The organism is Methylophaga sp. UBA3603 (assembly GCF_002375335.1).
Lineage (GTDB): Bacteria > Pseudomonadota > Gammaproteobacteria > Nitrosococcales > Methylophagaceae > Methylophaga.
Map to the genome: position 1 here is coordinate 484,543 of NZ_DFMC01000010.1, position 17,107 is coordinate 501,649.

The 17,107-nt window shown below is 43.6% G+C and carries 15 protein-coding genes, 1 tRNA gene, 1 pseudogene and 1 riboswitch; of the genes and pseudogenes, 5 read left to right on the forward strand and 12 right to left on the reverse strand.

Features of this window, described 5'->3' with window-relative positions:
- Window positions 1-342: 342 nt before the first annotated feature.
- From B4F66_RS13170 to B4F66_RS13200, 7 genes are all read right to left on the reverse strand, one after another.
- Window positions 343-987, reverse strand: coding sequence for a response regulator (locus B4F66_RS13170; RefSeq protein ID WP_292356340.1), 645 nt, complete (start codon window positions 985-987; stop codon window positions 343-345).
- Entirely contained in the window at window positions 984-2,339 is a 1,356-nt protein-coding gene (locus B4F66_RS13175; protein ID WP_292356342.1) for a histidine kinase, read from the reverse strand. Before B4F66_RS13175 ends, B4F66_RS13170 begins: the two co-directional genes overlap by 4 nt.
- Window positions 2,340-2,598: 259 nt before the next feature.
- Complete coding sequence (locus tag B4F66_RS13180; RefSeq protein ID WP_292356344.1) at window positions 2,599-3,243, reverse strand: response regulator; 645 nt, start codon at window positions 3,241-3,243, stop codon at window positions 2,599-2,601.
- Window positions 3,233-4,948, reverse strand: coding sequence for a histidine kinase (locus B4F66_RS13185; RefSeq protein WP_292356346.1), 1,716 nt, complete (start codon window positions 4,946-4,948; stop codon window positions 3,233-3,235). Before B4F66_RS13185 ends, B4F66_RS13180 begins: the two co-directional genes overlap by 11 nt.
- Window positions 4,945-5,262 (reverse strand): thiosulfate oxidation carrier complex protein SoxZ, encoded by a 318-nt coding sequence (gene soxZ / locus B4F66_RS13190; RefSeq protein WP_292356348.1) that lies wholly within the window; start codon window positions 5,260-5,262, stop codon window positions 4,945-4,947. The genes B4F66_RS13185 and soxZ overlap by 4 nt, the downstream gene beginning before the upstream one ends.
- Complete coding sequence (locus B4F66_RS13195; protein WP_292356350.1) at window positions 5,262-5,750, reverse strand: thiosulfate oxidation carrier protein SoxY; 489 nt, start codon at window positions 5,748-5,750, stop codon at window positions 5,262-5,264. Before B4F66_RS13195 ends, soxZ begins: the two co-directional genes overlap by 1 nt.
- The gene (locus B4F66_RS13200) at window positions 5,747-7,195 is read right to left on the reverse strand and encodes a beta-barrel assembly-enhancing protease (RefSeq protein WP_292356352.1); all 1,449 of its coding nucleotides are present in this window, start codon (window positions 7,193-7,195) and stop codon (window positions 5,747-5,749) included. The genes B4F66_RS13195 and B4F66_RS13200 overlap by 4 nt, the downstream gene beginning before the upstream one ends.
- 96 nt (window positions 7,196-7,291) lie before the next feature.
- Between B4F66_RS13200 and B4F66_RS13205 the strand changes: the two genes are divergently transcribed.
- The 3 genes from B4F66_RS13205 to B4F66_RS13215 are packed head-to-tail and all read left to right on the forward strand — an operon-like array spanning window position 7,292 to window position 8,652.
- On the forward strand, window positions 7,292-7,525 hold the full coding sequence (locus tag B4F66_RS13205; RefSeq protein ID WP_292356353.1) for a sulfurtransferase TusA family protein: 234 nt from the start codon (window positions 7,292-7,294) through the stop codon (window positions 7,523-7,525).
- 4 nt (window positions 7,526-7,529) lie between these two features.
- Window positions 7,530-7,994 carry a sulfur carrier protein DsrE2 gene (gene dsrE2 / locus B4F66_RS13210; RefSeq protein ID WP_292356354.1) on the forward strand — a complete coding sequence of 155 codons (465 nt, stop codon included), beginning with the start codon at window positions 7,530-7,532 and terminating at the stop codon, window positions 7,992-7,994.
- Between the two features lie 34 nt (window positions 7,995-8,028).
- On the forward strand, window positions 8,029-8,652 hold the full coding sequence (locus tag B4F66_RS13215) for a DUF502 domain-containing protein (protein ID WP_292356356.1): 624 nt from the start codon (window positions 8,029-8,031) through the stop codon (window positions 8,650-8,652).
- A 235-nt stretch (window positions 8,653-8,887) separates the two neighbouring features.
- Here B4F66_RS13215 and B4F66_RS13220 read toward each other — a convergent pair.
- The 3 genes from B4F66_RS13220 to B4F66_RS13230 all read right to left on the reverse strand — a co-directional run bounded on the left by B4F66_RS13220 (window position 8,888) and on the right by B4F66_RS13230 (window position 11,154).
- Window positions 8,888-8,964: transfer RNA gene (locus B4F66_RS13220), tRNA-Arg, on the reverse strand.
- Window positions 8,965-9,096: 132 nt separating this feature from the next.
- The gene (locus B4F66_RS13225; RefSeq protein WP_292356358.1) at window positions 9,097-9,747 is read right to left on the reverse strand and encodes a hypothetical protein; all 651 of its coding nucleotides are present in this window, start codon (window positions 9,745-9,747) and stop codon (window positions 9,097-9,099) included.
- 16 nt (window positions 9,748-9,763) lie between these two features.
- Window positions 9,764-9,850, reverse strand: a riboswitch (cyclic di-GMP riboswitch).
- Between the two features lie 293 nt (window positions 9,851-10,143).
- Window positions 10,144-11,154, reverse strand: coding sequence for a zinc-dependent alcohol dehydrogenase family protein (locus B4F66_RS13230; RefSeq protein WP_292356360.1), 1,011 nt, complete (start codon window positions 11,152-11,154; stop codon window positions 10,144-10,146).
- Window positions 11,155-11,292: 138 nt separating this feature from the next.
- On the opposite strand from B4F66_RS13230, the gene B4F66_RS13235 reads away from it, so the two are divergent.
- Window positions 11,293-11,565 (forward strand): winged helix-turn-helix transcriptional regulator, encoded by a 273-nt coding sequence (locus tag B4F66_RS13235; RefSeq protein ID WP_292356362.1) that lies wholly within the window; start codon window positions 11,293-11,295, stop codon window positions 11,563-11,565.
- A gap of 322 nt (window positions 11,566-11,887) precedes the next feature.
- Here the strand turns inward: B4F66_RS13235 and B4F66_RS13240 are convergent.
- Together B4F66_RS13240 and B4F66_RS13245 are read right to left on the reverse strand one after the other, a co-directional pair.
- Window positions 11,888-13,417, reverse strand: a pseudogene (locus B4F66_RS13240) (PAS domain-containing protein); the annotation flags it as partial.
- A gap of 511 nt (window positions 13,418-13,928) precedes the next feature.
- Window positions 13,929-14,948, reverse strand: coding sequence for a fatty acid desaturase (locus tag B4F66_RS13245; RefSeq protein ID WP_292356365.1), 1,020 nt, complete (start codon window positions 14,946-14,948; stop codon window positions 13,929-13,931).
- Between the two features lie 385 nt (window positions 14,949-15,333).
- Here B4F66_RS13245 and ilvD point away from each other — a divergent pair, with 385 nt between their 5' ends.
- On the forward strand, window positions 15,334-17,007 hold the full coding sequence (gene ilvD / locus B4F66_RS13250) for a dihydroxy-acid dehydratase (protein ID WP_292356367.1): 1,674 nt from the start codon (window positions 15,334-15,336) through the stop codon (window positions 17,005-17,007).
- The last annotated feature ends 100 nt before the right edge of the window (window positions 17,008-17,107 follow it).

Consider the following 17,107-nt stretch of genomic DNA (forward strand, 5'->3'; position numbering starts at 1 on the left):
ATTTGAGTCAGTTCGCTGTAACGCTGGTTAGCATAGTTACCTGCTGGCATAACCCAGTTATTAGCATTTTTCTGCATATCGATGAGTTCATCAGCAGCGACCAGACCTGGTGCTACTAAACCCATCATTGCGATTGATAATGTTTTCAGCTTCATAAAGTTGTCCTCTATAGTTTTTATCGTTCATGATGTCAGCGTCGCTGTTCTTTCATGAGGTTGTGACTTTATGCCGATTTTGCCTGAGAATCATTAGGAAGCAGTCACTCTGATATCGGGATTTTTTCCCGAACAGGGAAGTTCTTCCCATTATTCCTCAGTTTAGTGCCTGTAGAGGACTGAAAATTTAATGACTTTTTATGACGTTATACTTGATTGCAAGCCGCACTAACTCTACAGATGAATGAAATCCGAGCTTCTGTTTTAGCATCGTTTGATAATTCGCGACAGTTTTCTGACCTAAATTCAACGTTTCCGCAATATATTCCAATGCATGGCCCTCCGCCAGTAACCGGAATACTTCAAATTCTCTTACTGTCAAACGCTGTATCGGGTCTTCTGAACCGGAAACACTTTGCAGCGCAATACGTTGTGCCATTTCTGAACTTAGGTAACTTTTCCCATCCATCACCTGGCGAATTGCTTTAACGATATCCTCAGAGTCACCCGATTTGGCTAAATAAGCTGCAGCTCCAGCACTCATCGACTGAACCGCCAATGTAACGTTTTCATGCATGGAAAACATTATCACTTTTGCTTTGGTATAACGCACCAGAATACGTCTAAGCGCTTCCAACCCCCCAATTCCCGGCATGCTCATATCCATAATAAGGATATCAGGATCAAGTTCCGTGTACATTTGATAGGCCTGTTCACCGCTGGTTGCTTCACCAACAATGTGCATATCATCATTACGCTCAAGCATTCTTGCAAGGCCAGACCTAACTACTTCGTGATCATCTGCCAGTAAAACTCGGATCTCGTTCTTCATTCAGCATTACCTTGGGTTGGAAAAGTCGCAGAAAGCGTAAATCCATCACCATGTGCTGACGTAATATGAAAACTTCCTGACAACGCTTCTACTCGTTCTCGCATTCCAGTTAAACCATAACCTTTATTCGAACTATTCGGATGATAACCGTTTCCGTTATCATTTACACTTATATCTATTAAATCGTTATTGCAACTTAAACTGACTTTTACTTCAACATTTTCAGCTCCGGCGTGACGACTAATATTGGTTAAACATTCCTGAACAATACGATATATGGTCAATTGCCGGGTTTCATCAAGCTCATTGAAATTCCCTTCTATACTGAGTTTCGCATGATGCTGTGGATGGCGAATCACCCAATCATTAAATAACTCTGAAATAGCACCATGTATCCCTAAAGCCGTTAATTCCGGTGGCCGTAAACGTTGCAACATCGAACGAACAATAGTTGTCATCCGACGGTGAACGGAATCAATGGCTGCTGCACTGTTTTTTGCTTCATCCAGAGAAGCAGAGTGTTTAATCGTATTTAAATCGAATTGGATAGCAGTCAAATGTTGGCCTATCTCATCATGTAATTCAGCCGATAACCGCTTTCGTTCAGCTTCTTGAATTGTGATTAACTGTTGATTCAACACATCAATTTTTTGATCGGTATCCAGATAACGTTGTTTTAAAAGTTTCAGTTGCTTATTAACGGCCAATAATTGATTTAATCGAAGCAAAGCAAATGGTCTTCGTGACGGTTGTGCCTGTTTATTTTTCTTAGGCAACATTTCTGAAACAGGCAATAGGATTATCGAAGCAATTATTGCAATGAGTATACTTCCAACCAAAAAAGTCAGAATTAATGGCATTAATGACTTCCTGATATAGGTTCTAATATCATCCCATTCGGCACTGAAATTAGGCCGAATAACAATATCCCCGATATGCTGCTTAGCAAACATAATCGGCGTCGTGATGATTTCAGTATGCCCAAGATAATCTTTCAGGCTGTTTTCCAGCCATAAAGGTAAACCGGTTAGTAAATTACTGGTGAGGGGGTGGTTTGAATCAAGTAATTCGCCATCACTTGCGATTAATTCAATATCGACGTGCTGTAATTGTTTGAGATCTTCCAAATGAAACCGTGAAGTCCATTGTGAGATTGGAATGTTTTTCTGTGATAAGTCCGCTTCCAAACGGGCAAGCTGTGCATCTATTGCATATTTTGCAACCTCATTGGACACTTCAAGTTCATGGTCAACTCTCAGGCGAAGGTCATCAAGTGTACTTTTGACACCAATACTGCACATTATGACAAATACCATCACAATGATGAGATTCACCTGGAGAATCAGGTTCACAAGCTAAAGTCCATATAATAATGCTTCGTTAAAACCACAGAAAATATTCTGTTGATCATTCAGAGCCATCACTGCTGGAGGCTATGAAAGATCATCAGACCATAAGATTATAGTATGCGGGCAACGAACTGCAGCCTAAAACTCATTATTGATGTGACAGAGAACTCATAACGCACTGTCTGAATTGATATATTAAGCATCCAGACGCTATTTCATCGACAGCAGATTGGTGAGCAATAAGTCTAATGAATGCGGTCAGTCAGGCTTCCAGCAACCCACTACGAATAGCCAGTCTGGCTAATTCGGCAGAGTTTGAAACATTGAGTTTTTGTTTAATATTGGTGTGGTGAGTTCCCACTGTTTTAGGGCTTAGATTCAAAATATCGGCAATTTCGTTAACAGTCTTACCTTCGGCTAATAGGCGAAAGACCTCGAACTCGCGCTGGCTGAGAACATCCAGAGGATTTTCTGATCCGGTTAACTTTTGCATTGCCAGTTGTTGAGCAATTTCCGGAGCAATACAGGTTCTACCCATAGAAACCATTTCAACAGCTTTTAACATGGCTTCAGGCGCGCTGCGTTTAGGGATAAATCCTAATGCACCGGCCTGCATGGCACGAGTGGTAAATACACTATCTTCATGTACGCTAAGCACCAGAATTTTGGCTGAAGGTTCACGGGCAATAATCCGTTCAATTGCACCGACACCGCCAATGCCCGGCATGGAAATATCCATTACCACCACATTCGGGTGATATTTGGCAAAATCCTGAACCGCCTGTTCCCCGGAACCCGCTTCAGCTACTACGTCAAATTTGTCACCATCTTCAAGTAAACGACGAAAACCTGCGCGAACCAATTCATGATCATCAACCAATAAAACCGTTATTTTATTAAGACTCATGGTGAACGTTTACCCCCAGTGGTATGGTAATAGTCAGGTTGACTCCTGCACCTAACTGACTTTCCAAATCAAAACTTCCTCCCAGACTTTGCGCTCTTTCCCGCATGCCTAGCAAGCCAAAATCGACGTCAGAATGAAAATCATTGACGACCATGCCTTTTCCATCATCGCGAATATTAATCTTTAACTGATCTGAATTTTCGGTTTTATCGCGTATGACTTTCACCATAATATTTTCTGCGTCAGCGTGCCGAACGGCATTAGTCAATGCTTCCTGCACGACACGGAACACCGTCATATTTGTTGCTTCATCAAAGCCATTTAACTGGCCTTCAGTAATTAGATTAAAGGCAATCTCGGGCTGACGCTGTTGCCATTTGCTGATGCTCTCCTGCAAGGTAGCCACCAGCCCTAGATCATCCAACGGACTCGGCCGCAGACGCGTTATCATGTTATGAACCACATCATATATATGACTGGCGGTATCTATAATTGCCTGGGCACTTTGATAAATTTTCCTATCTGTTTCTTCCGAGCGGTTACGAATTAATACCGCATCGGTTTTAATTGCCGTCAAACATTGTCCCAGTTCGTCATGCAGTTCACGGGCTAAATGCCGTCGTTCAGCTTCCTGCACCTGATCCATGTGCTTGGTTAATAGCCGAGTTTCATAAAGTTGGGCACGGGCTTTTTCGGCCTGTTTATGCTCCGTAATATCACGCAATGTACAAATCATACCGGCGACACAACCATCATTTTCAGTTAATGGTACGGTCGATATTAATAGTGAAAGCTGTTCACCATCACGCCGCTCAAGTGTCGTTTCCAGGTTTTCCACTGATTGAAAGCCATTAAAAACAGCAATAATACTGTTTCGATCTTGCTGAAAGGGCATGGAGGCCAATGATTCACCCAATAAATTTGGTACATCAGCAAATAGCCTTTCGGCTGCAGCATTACAAAAGGTGATGTAACCGGCATGATCCAAGGAAAGTATCGCATCACCGGATTGTTTCACCAGCATCGCTAAGCGGCGATTTTCGTTCGTGCTTTGTTCCAAAGCATCGCCGACCCGATTAAAATTTTGGCTAATCTGATCCATTTCTTTCAGCGAAAAACGGGGTAATCGCATGTGCAGATCACCGCGCTCAAACCCAGCCAATGCATCCAACAATCGTTGTAATGGTCTGATTACCCAGCCCACACCCCAATAGATGAAAAAGGCAACCACCACAAAAATAATCATACCCAGCGCCATAATGGCGCGAATATCCTGCCAGCGTTCACTGATTTCCTGCATGGGAGCAGGATAGATAACCATATGGCCGGTACCAAAACGTTTGGAAAGTGGCGTGAGATCTGGGAACAATAACTTTACAAACCAGGCAGGAGGCTGGACTGACAACTCTTTTTCCGGTGTGCCTTCAAAAAGCAGTCCTTGGCGATCAAACAACAAAATATGCAGACTGCGAATTTCACTTAATGCACGCACTAATTCATGCATGTGCTCACTGACACTGGTATTGCGAGTAAGCGTACCGCCCGCCAGCGTGACGGTGATAATGTGTGCTGTTGCATCCATGGTTGAAATAACTTCTGCTTCAACAGAACGTTTAGCGTTGGTTATAAGAATTACGGCACTGCCCAGCATGGATAACAGTAGCAAGATGGCAAAAAATAAATTGGCGCGAAGTTTCAGGCTCATACCACTTTGGTTTCCGTTGTTCCCTTGCCACCAAGATTATCCACCCAGCGAAGACTGATCGTATCTCCGATTTCCCCTCCTTTGAGTTGAAAGGCAAAGTAAGGATTACGTGAAGTTGCCGTACCACATTTCACCGTTAACACTTCTTCCTGGTTACGCCAGCAGCGAATGTCCTGAATGAATTCAGCCGGAATCAGCTCTTCCTGCTCGTTTTTACCCCGCCCTGTATGCATTGGATGGGACAGTAAAATTCTGATTAGCGTATTACCCTCCAGCAATTTGGCCCGTATTCTATCTCTGGAATTTGTTGTCATCAGGCACACCCACCAATATCAATTTCCACATAACGACTGGTTCGGTAAAGCTTACCATCCGCCCTGACCATGGCAATTATCTCCGAATCTTCGGCGACTTTAAGCATTGTTTTAAAGGGAAAGCTGACTACAGAAGTGGGTTCAAGGGCCATTGCCAGAGGGAAAGGGTTTTTCTCCACCAATAATGCCACTCGCTGAATATTTTCCAGACTACTGCTGATTTCAACCGGAACACTGGCCCCATTCACAGCATAGGTAGGAGGAGAACCAATTGTGAATTGAATGGCTTCTTCATTAACCTCTTCAGCCTCTCCCAGAAACGTTAATATCGCATCTTCCAATGTTTCTGCATTGAAAGCATCCTGAGGCCAATGTGCTAATAGAATTCTTGGAGCCATTAAACCACTAGCCGCTACCAAAGCCAGCGTTGAAGCAGAGATGGATTGCTTTAGTAATTTTCGACGATATTTATCTAAATTATCATTCATCGAATTTCTTCCATCATTGCGATATCCGTTTCAACCTGTCTCAAACGTGAGCTGATTTTAGCGAGTTCAAATTCATCACCTCGGGCATAGTCTGCTGCAATTCTGAGCTGATCTGCAGCCTGCATCAACTGACCAGAACTATGATAATGCTCAGCCAGCCAGACATGAGATTTACTTTTCTGTCCCATATCACCATAAGCTTTGGCCAATAATCTGTATAAATCCGCAGAAGATTCACCGACATCTAATTGACGTTGCAAAATAGTAATCGCTTTACGTGGTTCATTGGCTCTCAACAAGGCTTGAACTTGCTTGATAGAAAGCGCCCAATCATCCGGATAAACCCGCTGAAAATCATTATAAATTGCCAGTGCTGCATCCATTCTTCCCAACGCAATTTCGATATCCGCCAGCACCAGATGATAGCTTAACTGATTATCATCCAAATCGATTAAGTCATTAATTTCATCACGAGCCTGGGTATAGTTGCTATTTTTCAATAATGCCAGGGCATAACCATATCGAGTGACAGACTGATCTTCTGTTGTATTTTCTTTCAGCTTATCTTCATAGGTTTTGATCAATTCACGCAGATTTGCAGATGTCATGACACGCACTTTTTCACGCATCAGATAAAACTTTTTGGTATCTCTTATCTGGGGCCGTGGTTCAAGATTGGCAGCACGTCCACGGGCATCTGCAATACGGGACACGGTGATTGGGTGAGTTCTGAGAAATTCCGGAATCTGGTCGCCACCGTAGAAGCGACCTGCAATCTGCAACCGCTCAAAAAAACGTGGCATCGCATTTGGGTCAAAGCCTGCATTTACCAGAGTTTGCATGCCCAAATTATCGGCTTCAGCTTCATGTGCCCGACTGTAATCCAGTTGCATTTGCACATTCCCAGCCTGTACCGCCATGATAGCAGCCGAACCTGCACTCGGGTCAGCCACCCCCAATAAAGCCGCAGCAATCATCGCAGCGGTCATCGGAATACTCATGCGTTTAGAACGTTCGAAATTACGCAGAATATGCCGTTGGGTAACGTGCGCTATCTCATGCGCCATGACCGATGCCAGCTCACTTTCTGCTTCGCTCGTCAGCATCAGTCCGGTATGAATGCCAATAAAACCGCCTGGCGCGGCAAAAGCGTTAACAGAATTGTCAGGTACCACAAAAAAAGTGAAAGAACGACCGGGATCATCACTATTGGTCACCAGACGATGTCCAAGTGAGTTGATATAACTATTCACTTCCGGGTCATCAACCAGGGTCACTGATTGCTGCAGGCTCCAGTAAAAAGACTGGCCGACCTGATACTCTTCCACAGGCGAAACCAGAGCACCCGCACTGTCCCCCATTTCTGGCAACGCAATATCCAGGTTTGCCTGGGCAATGCCTTGATTGCTCATCAAAAATATAACTGTAGCGATAAGATATTTCATAACGCCTATAGACCTTGGCTCATTAAGACCGGTTCCACAAAGACAAAAACGCCGCTTGCGTTTATCATGTGAACGGATATTTTAAAGGAAATCAGTATGTCAGATTTTGATACAGAAATTGATACATCAGGTTTAAACTGTCCACTTCCAGTGCTTAAAGCGCGTAAGATGCTCAATGAAATGTCAGCCTCTCAGCGACTGCGACTCATATGTACCGATACTGGCGCGCTAAAAGATATTCCGGCCTTCTGCAAAATGACTGGTAATCCGCTACTCAGTAGTGAAGAAGTCGACGGAAAATTGTATTTCATCATCGAAAAAGGGGTATGACTGCATGGCCAAAAAACTCGCCATAATTGCAAGTAAAGGTACTTTAGATGGTGCATATCCACCATTTCTACTGGCCTCCACAGCAGCGGCGCTAGGGTTTGAAGCCAAAATATTTTTTACCTTTTACGGTTTGCAATTGCTTAAGAAAGATATGTCTCTTAAAGTCTCTCCTTTAGGCAACCCTGCTATGCCCATGCCTGTTCCGGTCCCCAGTATCGTGCAAATTATTCCAGGGCTTGAAGCCTTTGCTACCTGGATGATGCAACGCAAATTGAAAAAGAAAGGTGTTGCCAGTGTTGCTGAATTACGTGAGATTTGTCTGGAGTCAGATGTTGAATTAATTGCCTGCCAAATGACTGTCGATTTGTTTGATTTTAAAAATTCAGATTTTATCGATGGAATCAGTCATGGAGGCGCTGCCACCTTTCTGGAATTTGCCAGCGAAGCCGATATAACTTTATACATCTGAATAACCGTATTCGGTTTGGAATAGGAACAGCTTTATGCAATTTGTCTGGAAGACTTTTTTAAAAGGTTTGGCGACAGCGTTACCCGTCACCCTGACGCTTTATCTTATTTATTGGTTGGCTGTTACAGCAGAGCGTGCATTACGTCCGATAATGATTGCCATTTTACCCTATGATTTTTATTGGCCAGGGCTTGGGTTATTAGCGGCTATAGGGTTAATTTTTGTGATTGGAATTGCCGTTAATGCCTGGCTGGTCAAACGACTGTTTGATATGGGTGAATCCATCCTGGATCGCATTCCGCTGGTGAAATCGATTCATGGTGCATTACGAGATTTCACGCGTTTTTTCTCTCGCGAGAAACAGCAGGAAAGTCTCAGCAATGCTGTTGCTGTCACCATCGGTGGGGTTCAGCTGATTGGCTTTCTGGTGAAGGATAACGTTAGCCATGTTTTAGGCATGGAGGATCAGGAAAATAATCTGGTCGCCATATACCTGCCAATGAGCTATCAAGTTGGTGGCTATACAATTTGCGTTTCACGAGATCAGGTTCGGTCTTTGGAAATGTCGAATGAAGACACGATGCGCTGGATCCTGACCGCAGGACTTTCAGATAGTGAAACAGAAAGCCATCAACCAAAAATCATTGTTGAAAAATAATTTTTCACAAGGCAACTGGTAAAGAATTGTCATTACTTTCTTAGTTGCGCCGTATCCATTACCCAGTGGGATATTTATTCCTTTCCCAACCTCAACTTTCTGAATCTGATAAACCTAATACAAATCGATAAATTTGTTACAGAAAAAATGAAGGTTCTAAAAGTTGATGGGGAGTATGCGAATGACTATCCCGCTATTATTCATTTCCAGTCAAAAATAATCTATTGATTATTATTGGTGTCCCTGACAGGAGTCGAACCTGTGGCCTTCCCCTTAGGAGGGGGACGCTCTATCCATCTGAGCTACAGGGACATCGGCCGCAATTATATCAGTCAAGCTGATCGGCTTCACTTCGAAACAAACCAATTGGCGGTTGAACGGAAGTTATACAAATAAAAAAGCCGTGATGAAATTAATCATCACGGCTTTCTGAAAGAAATAAAGTTAAGCGACTTTATTTTTTGCTCTTCGACGTAATCCCATGAGTCCAAGCAATGCAGGCGCAAACATGAAAGCGGCGGCAGGGATTGGAACTTCAGAGACTCCGACAACACTATTGTAAGACATGTCCATGTAACGTACTCCAGCTGGGTCGTTATTGTCTCTAAAAGTAATTCCTGCAAAAGCACCCAAGCCGGAGATAGAGTATTTGTTGTACCCTTCCAGCATGCTGATTAGTACTGTGTTGATTAAACTACCACTATTTGAAAATAAATCTGCAGCAACATTGGATCCTGCAACAGAGCTTCCCATCACCCATGAAAAACTGTCGGCATTAAAATCAAACAAAATCGACAATGGGCCCTGAAAACTTGAGGGTGTAAGAAGTGAATTGCCAGAATCACAACCTGTGCAACCTGGATCAAAAGAGACAACTCTTATTGTTCCACTTGGTGTTAGTGATAATGGCCCTGTAGGGGAACCTGAAATTGCTGAGCCAGATGCAGTCTGACCTGTGAAAGTTTGTGAGAAACTTGCCCCATCAGCATCAATAAGGGTGGAAGTGGTAGCCCCACTCAAATCAATGTCGACTGTAGCGGCAAAAGCAGATAAAGAAAATAATGAGAAGATTATCGTAGCTATCATCTTATTCATCGGTGAACTCCTTAAAGTATGCAACCCAGCCCTGATACCTTTACTTAAAAGCACAGCTGTAATTTTCCGTCCAAGGCTCACGCCAAGTTTGGCATAATAAATAGCGTGATTAGATCACTCTTTCGAACTTACACTAAATTTTATTAAAAAGTATTGTACTTTAGTACTAATTAATAAATCTTTGATGTTAATTATTAGAGCTAATAATGTAATCCCAGCCCTATCCTTCTCATTTTGGACAGATAAATGTTCAACGCTCTATCCATCTGAGCTACAGGGACATCGGCCACAATTATAGCAGGGCTATTTTAGACCGACGAATTCTGAAGCATTCTGTCGGGGATTGAGCGGCTAATAAATTAAAAAAGCCCCTCATCAGGGGCTTTTTTATTTCATTTAAAACTCTAAACAAATTTTACCAAAATGCTGATTCGTTTCTTGGTACTCAAATGCTTTGACAATGTCCTTTAAAGCAAAAGTACGATCAATAATTGGTTTTAGCTGATTAACCTCGATAGCTTTAATCATCTCCTGCTGATGGACTCTACTACCAACAAGGACGCCCTGAAGCCTAACCTGTTTCACAAAAGTCTTCACAATATTTATATCGCAAGTCTGTCCAGAAAGAATACCGATTAACGAAATTTGGCCAGCGATACGTACAGCGTTTAGAGACTGCTCCAATGTTTCAGCACCACCAATTTCAACGACGTGGTCAACACCTTTTCCATCATTAAGTTCTCTGGCTAAAAAGCCCCATTTAGGTTCTTTTTTATAATTGATCACATGATCTGCTCCCAGCTCCTTCAACCTAGTGAGTTTTTGATCACTGGATGAAGTGGCAATCACTTTGGCGCCTGCCATTTTGGCAAACTGTAAAGCGAAAATGGATACACCACCAGTCCCTTGAAGAAGAACGGTATCACCTGATTTGAGCTGATTAAAATCGAACAAAGCCCGCCATGCTGTCAAGGCTGCTGTAGTCAACGTCGCAGATTCTGTATGAGACCAACCTGAGGGTGACTTGGTGAAAGCTTCAGCCTTTGCCGTGACATATTCTCTTGCGTAACCATCTACTCCATCGCCAGGAACAGTTGAGAAACCATCAACGACTGGTTCACCGCTTAACCAAGAAGGGAAAAACGTACTCACAACGCTATCACCGACCTTAAATTCGGTCACGTTTGGCCCCACCTCTATTACTTCACCGGCACCATCAGCCATAGGTATTCTTTTCTCTGATGCAGGCCAGAGCCCCTTGACGACCGCATAATCGTGATAATTAAGCGAGTTAGCATGAAGTCTGACCAGAATTTCGCTGTCACCTGGCGAGATTGTTTCTGTTTCTTCTACGCTAACTTTATCAAAGCCACCACCCGCTTCGACGAAAATTGATTTACCTTTCATGTCTGCTCTCTAGTTTGTCTAAACATACAAACTAACATTCAGGTTACAATAGTCAACCAGTTAACTTTTTGTAACCTACAAATAACTATGAGAGAAAACGACCAGACTTGTTATAAACCTTGCCCAGTTGAGAGGGGAATGAGAATTATCGGTAATAAATGGACAGGCTCCATTTTGTGGCACCTGAAAGATCAGCCCATGCGTTTTAATGAAATTGCGAGACAACTTGCCGGGGCCAGTAAAAAAGTCCTGGCAGAGAGGTTGAAGGCAATGGAAGAAAATAAACTGATCACCAGAGATGTGATCTCAAGCAAACCTGTCGCGGTCCAATACAAAATTGCGGCTAGAGGATTGAATGCCCTGACTATACTTGAAGAACTAAAAAACTGGACCCTTGAAAATGATCTTTAGCTAATCGGCTTGAGTACACTCTAATTCATCTGAGCTAAAGGGTCATTGTCGGCAATTATAATCGTCAGGGTTTCAACTATTAGTATTAGGGATTTAGGTATAGCTTTTGAGATTTCCTAATCTGAATTGAAACGTCATTTGCACTAGCGTTAGAGTGTTTGATCACCTGCCTAACGGGTCGGACAAGCATTTGAGCTGAGAACGAATAAACTTTGCGCTGACGCTAACACTATTCTTCGGTATAGAAACATTACTCACTTAAAAAAGAAGCCAGCTCGTCAACATGCGACTGAGTTTCGTTAATCAGTTGACCAATTTGAACCGCTGCTTCATTCGATTTTTTCGAAAGGTTGCGAACTTCATCGGCCACTACCGCAAATCCTCGTCCAGCTTCACCAGCTCTTGCTGCCTCAATGGCTGCATTAAGCGCTAACAGATTAGTTTGATCGGCTACTGCATTTATTGTCTTTACTGTGGCTTGAATTTTACTTAACACATTCGACATAGAAAGATGAGTTTCAGCCACCAGCTTATTTCGAGAAGAGACATTGCTACCAAACACAATGTACTTAGAAATATTGCCGTTTAAATCTGTTATTGCTGAGATTATGCACTCTAAAATTACTTCACCACCTTGATGAGCCAGTTTAATCATCACCGCGGTGGGTTCACCTTTTTCGATCAATTGTTTGCGAGGCTCATCTAAATGATCTTTCAAATTTCCCAGTAAAGACTGCATTTGCACTTCGTCGACAATGTTTAATTGTTCATAAGTAAACTGATTAGCTGAAATGAACTGCCCACTTTGATTAAACTCCATCACCGCCGAATGACTGCTAATAGCATCTTTTTGGTTGATTTGCTCTAAGACCAGACGTTTAATTTCACGTACATCAGAACTCACGCCAACAAACCCAGTATGTTCCCCCTTTTCATTGAAAATTGGGTTCACTGACAACACTATCCAATAGGGCACACCCTCTTTGGTAAAGTTTAAAATCTCTTCATAAAACGGCTCTCGTGCTTTAAGTTTTTGAGAAATCCGCTTAATTGTGTCTGTATCAGTTTGTTCACGCTGTAATAAAACTCCAGGCTTTTTACCTTTTACTTCTGCAAGTGTTAATCCTGAAAGCTTTTCAAAACCGGGATTAACATATTCGACAAACCCATTTTTATCAGTGATCAATACACTTGTACTTGTGTTACTTACTACTTTGGATAACATTTCGAACTGCTTGTAGTCTGCAAGTTGCGTTTGTTTAGATAATAAGAAAGCTGATAACGGGCCGCTATCAGAATCAAGAGTGGAGTGGGTTACTTGATAATAAAAATCATCATTCTCAGATAAGCGAAGTTTTCGATCTGTAATCTTGATGGCGTTTTGCAAAGCCTTCAACAATTGCGGACTATCGAAAACAGAATACATCTCATCAGCATCAACCGAATCTATATTGGATGTGACTAAATTATTGTGATTATCAAAAACAGCATAAATATTTTCACTAAAAGCTAATAGTTGTTGCCAAGCTTGTTCACCTAAGAGTTTCTCAGGTAAAGGTTCAAAAAGATAAAGTGAGCAAGACTCGAGACCTTTAATTGTCAACGAGAAAATATGCTGGCGTAGATGAAAATCATCAAAAGCAATGGTTTTATTAGCTTTATCATAATGATCAATCAAGGACTTTAAGACACCATTGCGGTCTAAACCGTTAAGTTTACGGCCTATTTCGCTAAATGCCGGATTGGAAGCGATAAGATTACGATCACTATCAACCACAACAGCTGCTGTTTGATGTGTGATAACTAATTGTTCTGCCAACTCTTTTCGATTTACTTTCGAACTAAACCACATAATGGCTCCTACTTAAAGATTAATCGTATCCTATTAACGTTGGTTACACGCAATTAGATCACACAACCAAGTGACAGACACATACATGTATTCAAAAGTTTGTATTTCATTGCGTTCGTTTTCTGAGTTTTTGTTAGCGCAGGAAATTAAGTGTGTTGTTGAACTATGATCAGTCATTCAAGCAGCCTAGCTGGACTTTACGCTAAGCACCTAATAACTTTATAGTTTTACGATGCATAACGGCACCATAGACATGACGCGGAATATTTTTTGGAGGAGGTGGGACGCTCTATCCATCTGAGCTATAGGGAAATTGGCAGCAATTATAACAGGGGCACATCCAGTATAAACCTTAGATTTGGCTTTAACGCTTAGGTTAAAGGTTTATAGCAATATTTCGGTGTCAGCAATATGATAGGTGAATATCCAATAAACTCGAAGCCCGACCACGCCTAAATGCAAGTTCGAACCTAACATATCTACCCTACGCGCAAAGCGTATTCCCGTCAGATTAGGCCTTTGCCTCTCTGAAGCTGACAAGTCGCTGCTTCTCCTCGTCCCACAGGACCAGACGCACAGCAGCGAAGCTCTGCCTAAGGGTAATGCGACCCATTTCACGCAGTTCGGGATAATCACGCAGGACTTCGGGCAGACGATAGAAGGGAATTCGACTGCTGAGGTGATGAATATGGTGAATCCCGATGTTGGCAGTGAACCAGCGCAGAATGCGAGGCAGATCGTAGTGTGAACTACCGTGCAGTGCGGCCTCTTGTAAAGTCCAGTTGGATTCGTGCTCCCAGTAGGTGTGCTCGAATTGGTGCTGAACATAGAAGAGCCAGACGCCTATCGTTGCTGCAATCAGCGTGATTGGCAACTGCACCATGAGGAAGGGGCCGATACCAACCAGCCACATCATCGTGGCAACAATGACCAGAATCGCCACATTGGTGGTCATGGTACTCAGCCATGGCATCCACCCTGCACGCATGAAACCTACTGGCAGTCGATTGTCGAGCAGAAATAGGTACGCTGGGCCGAGAGCGAACAGTACCAAAGGATGACGATAGAATCGGTAACGTTGTCGCTTGTTGCGAGGCAAAGCTCGAAATTCCTCAACCGTTAGGGTATCGATGCCACCAATACGCGGACGATCGAGATTACCGGAATGCGCATGATGGTGCCTGTGGGTGTGACGCCAGAAGTCAAAGGGAGTCAGGTTCAACACGCCGATTATCCGTCCAACCCATTCATTGGCCCCTTTTGAAGAAAAAAAGGCACCGTGGCTGCAGTCATGTTTGATCATGAATAACCTAACAAGAAATCCCGCGGCAGGAATAGTGATCAGAAGACCAAGCCAGTGTCCGGCACTCAGTGTCGCCCAGGATAGCGTCCAGAGAAGAGCAAAAGGGACCAATGTAACCAGCAGTTCAATGATACTGCGGGCGATACGTGGTGTGCGATAGTCTTTCAAGGTCCGCATAATGGTGCGCGGTTCGCTGGAGATGTCGTTATTTTTCATTGTAGATTTCATTTTCAGGTTCCTGTCTCGTCCGGCTTAACATACCGGGTGCTGCGGCCTCGGCGTGGTGCTTGCTTGGACGTTCGAAGCACGAATCAGCATGCTCTTATTCATGGTGAAGTGTCTGTGCGCTTTCGCACACTGACAATGTAATTTGCGCCCACCTTTTTGTTAACCTAAGTTCATTTCTCTTAATATTGGCTATGCTTTGATGCGAAGTTGAGTGATGGCTTCATTGTGAATCTGAATAGTTTCTAACTGTCTGTTTAGAGCAGGAACTGATAAGGTCTTTCGCTAAGTTGAATCATATGAAAGTGGATTTCATTTTCCGTGATGGGCTCTCCTCATATTGGATGAGAGTCAGTTTTATCTATTAACCGTTTTAAAAGGTCAGGCAATGACAGATACACGCAAATATTCATCAATAGTGGTAGACGGTACTGGCAAATCTCCTGCCAGAGCGATGTTACGTGCCGTGGGTTTCAATGATGCGGACTTCAAAAAACCACAGATAGGTATCGCCTCCACCTGGAGCATGGTCACGCCCTGTAATATGCACATTAATCAACTGGCCGATTTAGCCTGCCAGGGAGCGGACGAAGCAGGCGGTAAAGGGGTTATATTCAACACCATTACCATTTCTGATGGCATTGCTAATGGCACTATTGGCATGAAATATTCATTGGTTTCCCGTGAAGTTATTGCTGATTCGATCGAAGCCGTCGCTGGCTGCCAGGGATTTGATGGACTGATCGCAATTGGCGGTTGCGATAAAAACATGCCGGGCTGTCTGATTGGCCTTGCTCGCCTCAATCGACCGGCAGTATTTGTCTATGGTGGTACGATACAACCCGGTGCTGGTCATACCGATATTGTTTCTGTATTTGAGGCAGTTGGGCAACATGCCCGGGGAGATATGACGTCTGCTGATTTGCAGCAAGTTGAAAAAACGGCTATTCCCGGCGCGGGTTCATGTGGCGGTATGTACACGGCCAACACCATGGCTTCAGCAATTGAAGCATTGGGTATGAGTCTGCCAAACAGTTCGGCACAAGAAGCTGTGTCTCTGTCCAAAACAGAGGATTGCCGCCGGGCAGGCGCTGCAGTGATGTATATGCTCGAACACGACATTAAACCCACCGACATCATGACCCGCCAGGCCTTCGAAAATGCCATTACTACACTTATTGCGCTGGGAGGTTCGACAAATGCCGTTTTACATATGTTGGCGATGGCCCATGCGGTGGATGTTGAGCTCACATTAGATGATTTCGCCCGGATCGGCAGTCAAGTCCCGGTACTGGCTGACCTGCGCCCCAGCGGCAAATACATGATGTCCGAACTGATTGCCATCGGGGGAATTCAGCCGTTGATGAAAGAGCTTTTGGATCGTGGCTTGTTACATGGCGATTGCTTGACCGTAACAGGTAAAACCCTGGCGGAAAATCTGGCTGATGTAGCATCCTATCCTGCCGGTCAGGACATCATCCGCCCATTTGACCGGCCCATCAAAAAAGACAGCCATCTGGTCATTCTTAAAGGTAATTTAGCCCCAGAGGGTGCTGTCGCTAAAATCACCGGTAAGGAAGGGTTACGTTTTACCGGTAAAGCCCGGGTGTTTCATTCTGAAGAAGAGGCACAGCAGGATATTTTGAATGGCACCGTGGTGAAAGGTGATGTCATCGTTATCCGTTATGAGGGCCCGAAAGGCGGTCCCGGCATGCGGGAAATGCTTAGCCCTACTTCAGCCGTTATCGGCAAAGGTCTTGGTAATGATGTTGCCTTAATAACCGATGGTCGTTTCTCCGGTGGAAGTCACGGCTTTGTAGTCGGACACATAACTCCTGAAGCTTTTGATGGCGGCCCGATTGCACTGATTGAAAATGGTGATCAAATTACAATTGATGCTGAAACGGCTGAAATCACCCTTCATCTGAGCGACAGCGATATCGAAAAAAGACGTATGGCATGGAAACCAATTCCACCCCGCTATACCCGAGGAGTTTTAGCTAAATATGCCAAAACCGTCTCTTCAGCATCTGAAGGGGCAGTTACCGATAAAAATTTATGAGTCTCGTTATCTTCGAAAACGATAAACCGAAATTTCTAAAACGCTAAAAAAACAAAACCCACTGCACATTTGTGCAGTGGGTTAGAAGGATCCGACTAAC

Excerpts from the sequence above, each read along its gene's own strand:
- B4F66_RS13235 (WP_292356362.1), top strand. The coding sequence starts at position 11,293 with ATGAGAATTATCGGTAATAAATGGACAGGCTCCATTTTGTGGCACCTG.
- B4F66_RS13195 (WP_292356350.1), bottom strand. The coding sequence starts at position 5,750 with ATGAATGATAATTTAGATAAATATCGTCGAAAATTACTAAAGCAATCC.
- dsrE2 (WP_292356354.1), top strand. The coding sequence starts at position 7,530 with ATGGCCAAAAAACTCGCCATAATTGCAAGTAAAGGTACTTTAGATGGT.
- ilvD (WP_292356367.1), top strand. The coding sequence starts at position 15,334 with ATGACAGATACACGCAAATATTCATCAATAGTGGTAGACGGTACTGGC.
- B4F66_RS13185 (WP_292356346.1), bottom strand. The coding sequence starts at position 4,948 with ATGAGCCTGAAACTTCGCGCCAATTTATTTTTTGCCATCTTGCTACTG.
- soxZ (WP_292356348.1), bottom strand. The coding sequence starts at position 5,262 with ATGACAACAAATTCCAGAGATAGAATACGGGCCAAATTGCTGGAGGGT.
- B4F66_RS13205 (WP_292356353.1), top strand. The coding sequence starts at position 7,292 with ATGTCAGATTTTGATACAGAAATTGATACATCAGGTTTAAACTGTCCA.
- B4F66_RS13170 (WP_292356340.1), bottom strand. The coding sequence starts at position 987 with ATGAAGAACGAGATCCGAGTTTTACTGGCAGATGATCACGAAGTAGTT.
- B4F66_RS13245 (WP_292356365.1), bottom strand. The coding sequence starts at position 14,948 with ATGAAATCTACAATGAAAAATAACGACATCTCCAGCGAACCGCGCACC.
- B4F66_RS13200 (WP_292356352.1), bottom strand. The coding sequence starts at position 7,195 with ATGAAATATCTTATCGCTACAGTTATATTTTTGATGAGCAATCAAGGC.
- B4F66_RS13225 (WP_292356358.1), bottom strand. The coding sequence starts at position 9,747 with ATGAATAAGATGATAGCTACGATAATCTTCTCATTATTTTCTTTATCT.
- B4F66_RS13230 (WP_292356360.1), bottom strand. The coding sequence starts at position 11,154 with ATGAAAGGTAAATCAATTTTCGTCGAAGCGGGTGGTGGCTTTGATAAA.
- B4F66_RS13180 (WP_292356344.1), bottom strand. The coding sequence starts at position 3,243 with ATGAGTCTTAATAAAATAACGGTTTTATTGGTTGATGATCATGAATTG.
- B4F66_RS13215 (WP_292356356.1), top strand. The coding sequence starts at position 8,029 with ATGCAATTTGTCTGGAAGACTTTTTTAAAAGGTTTGGCGACAGCGTTA.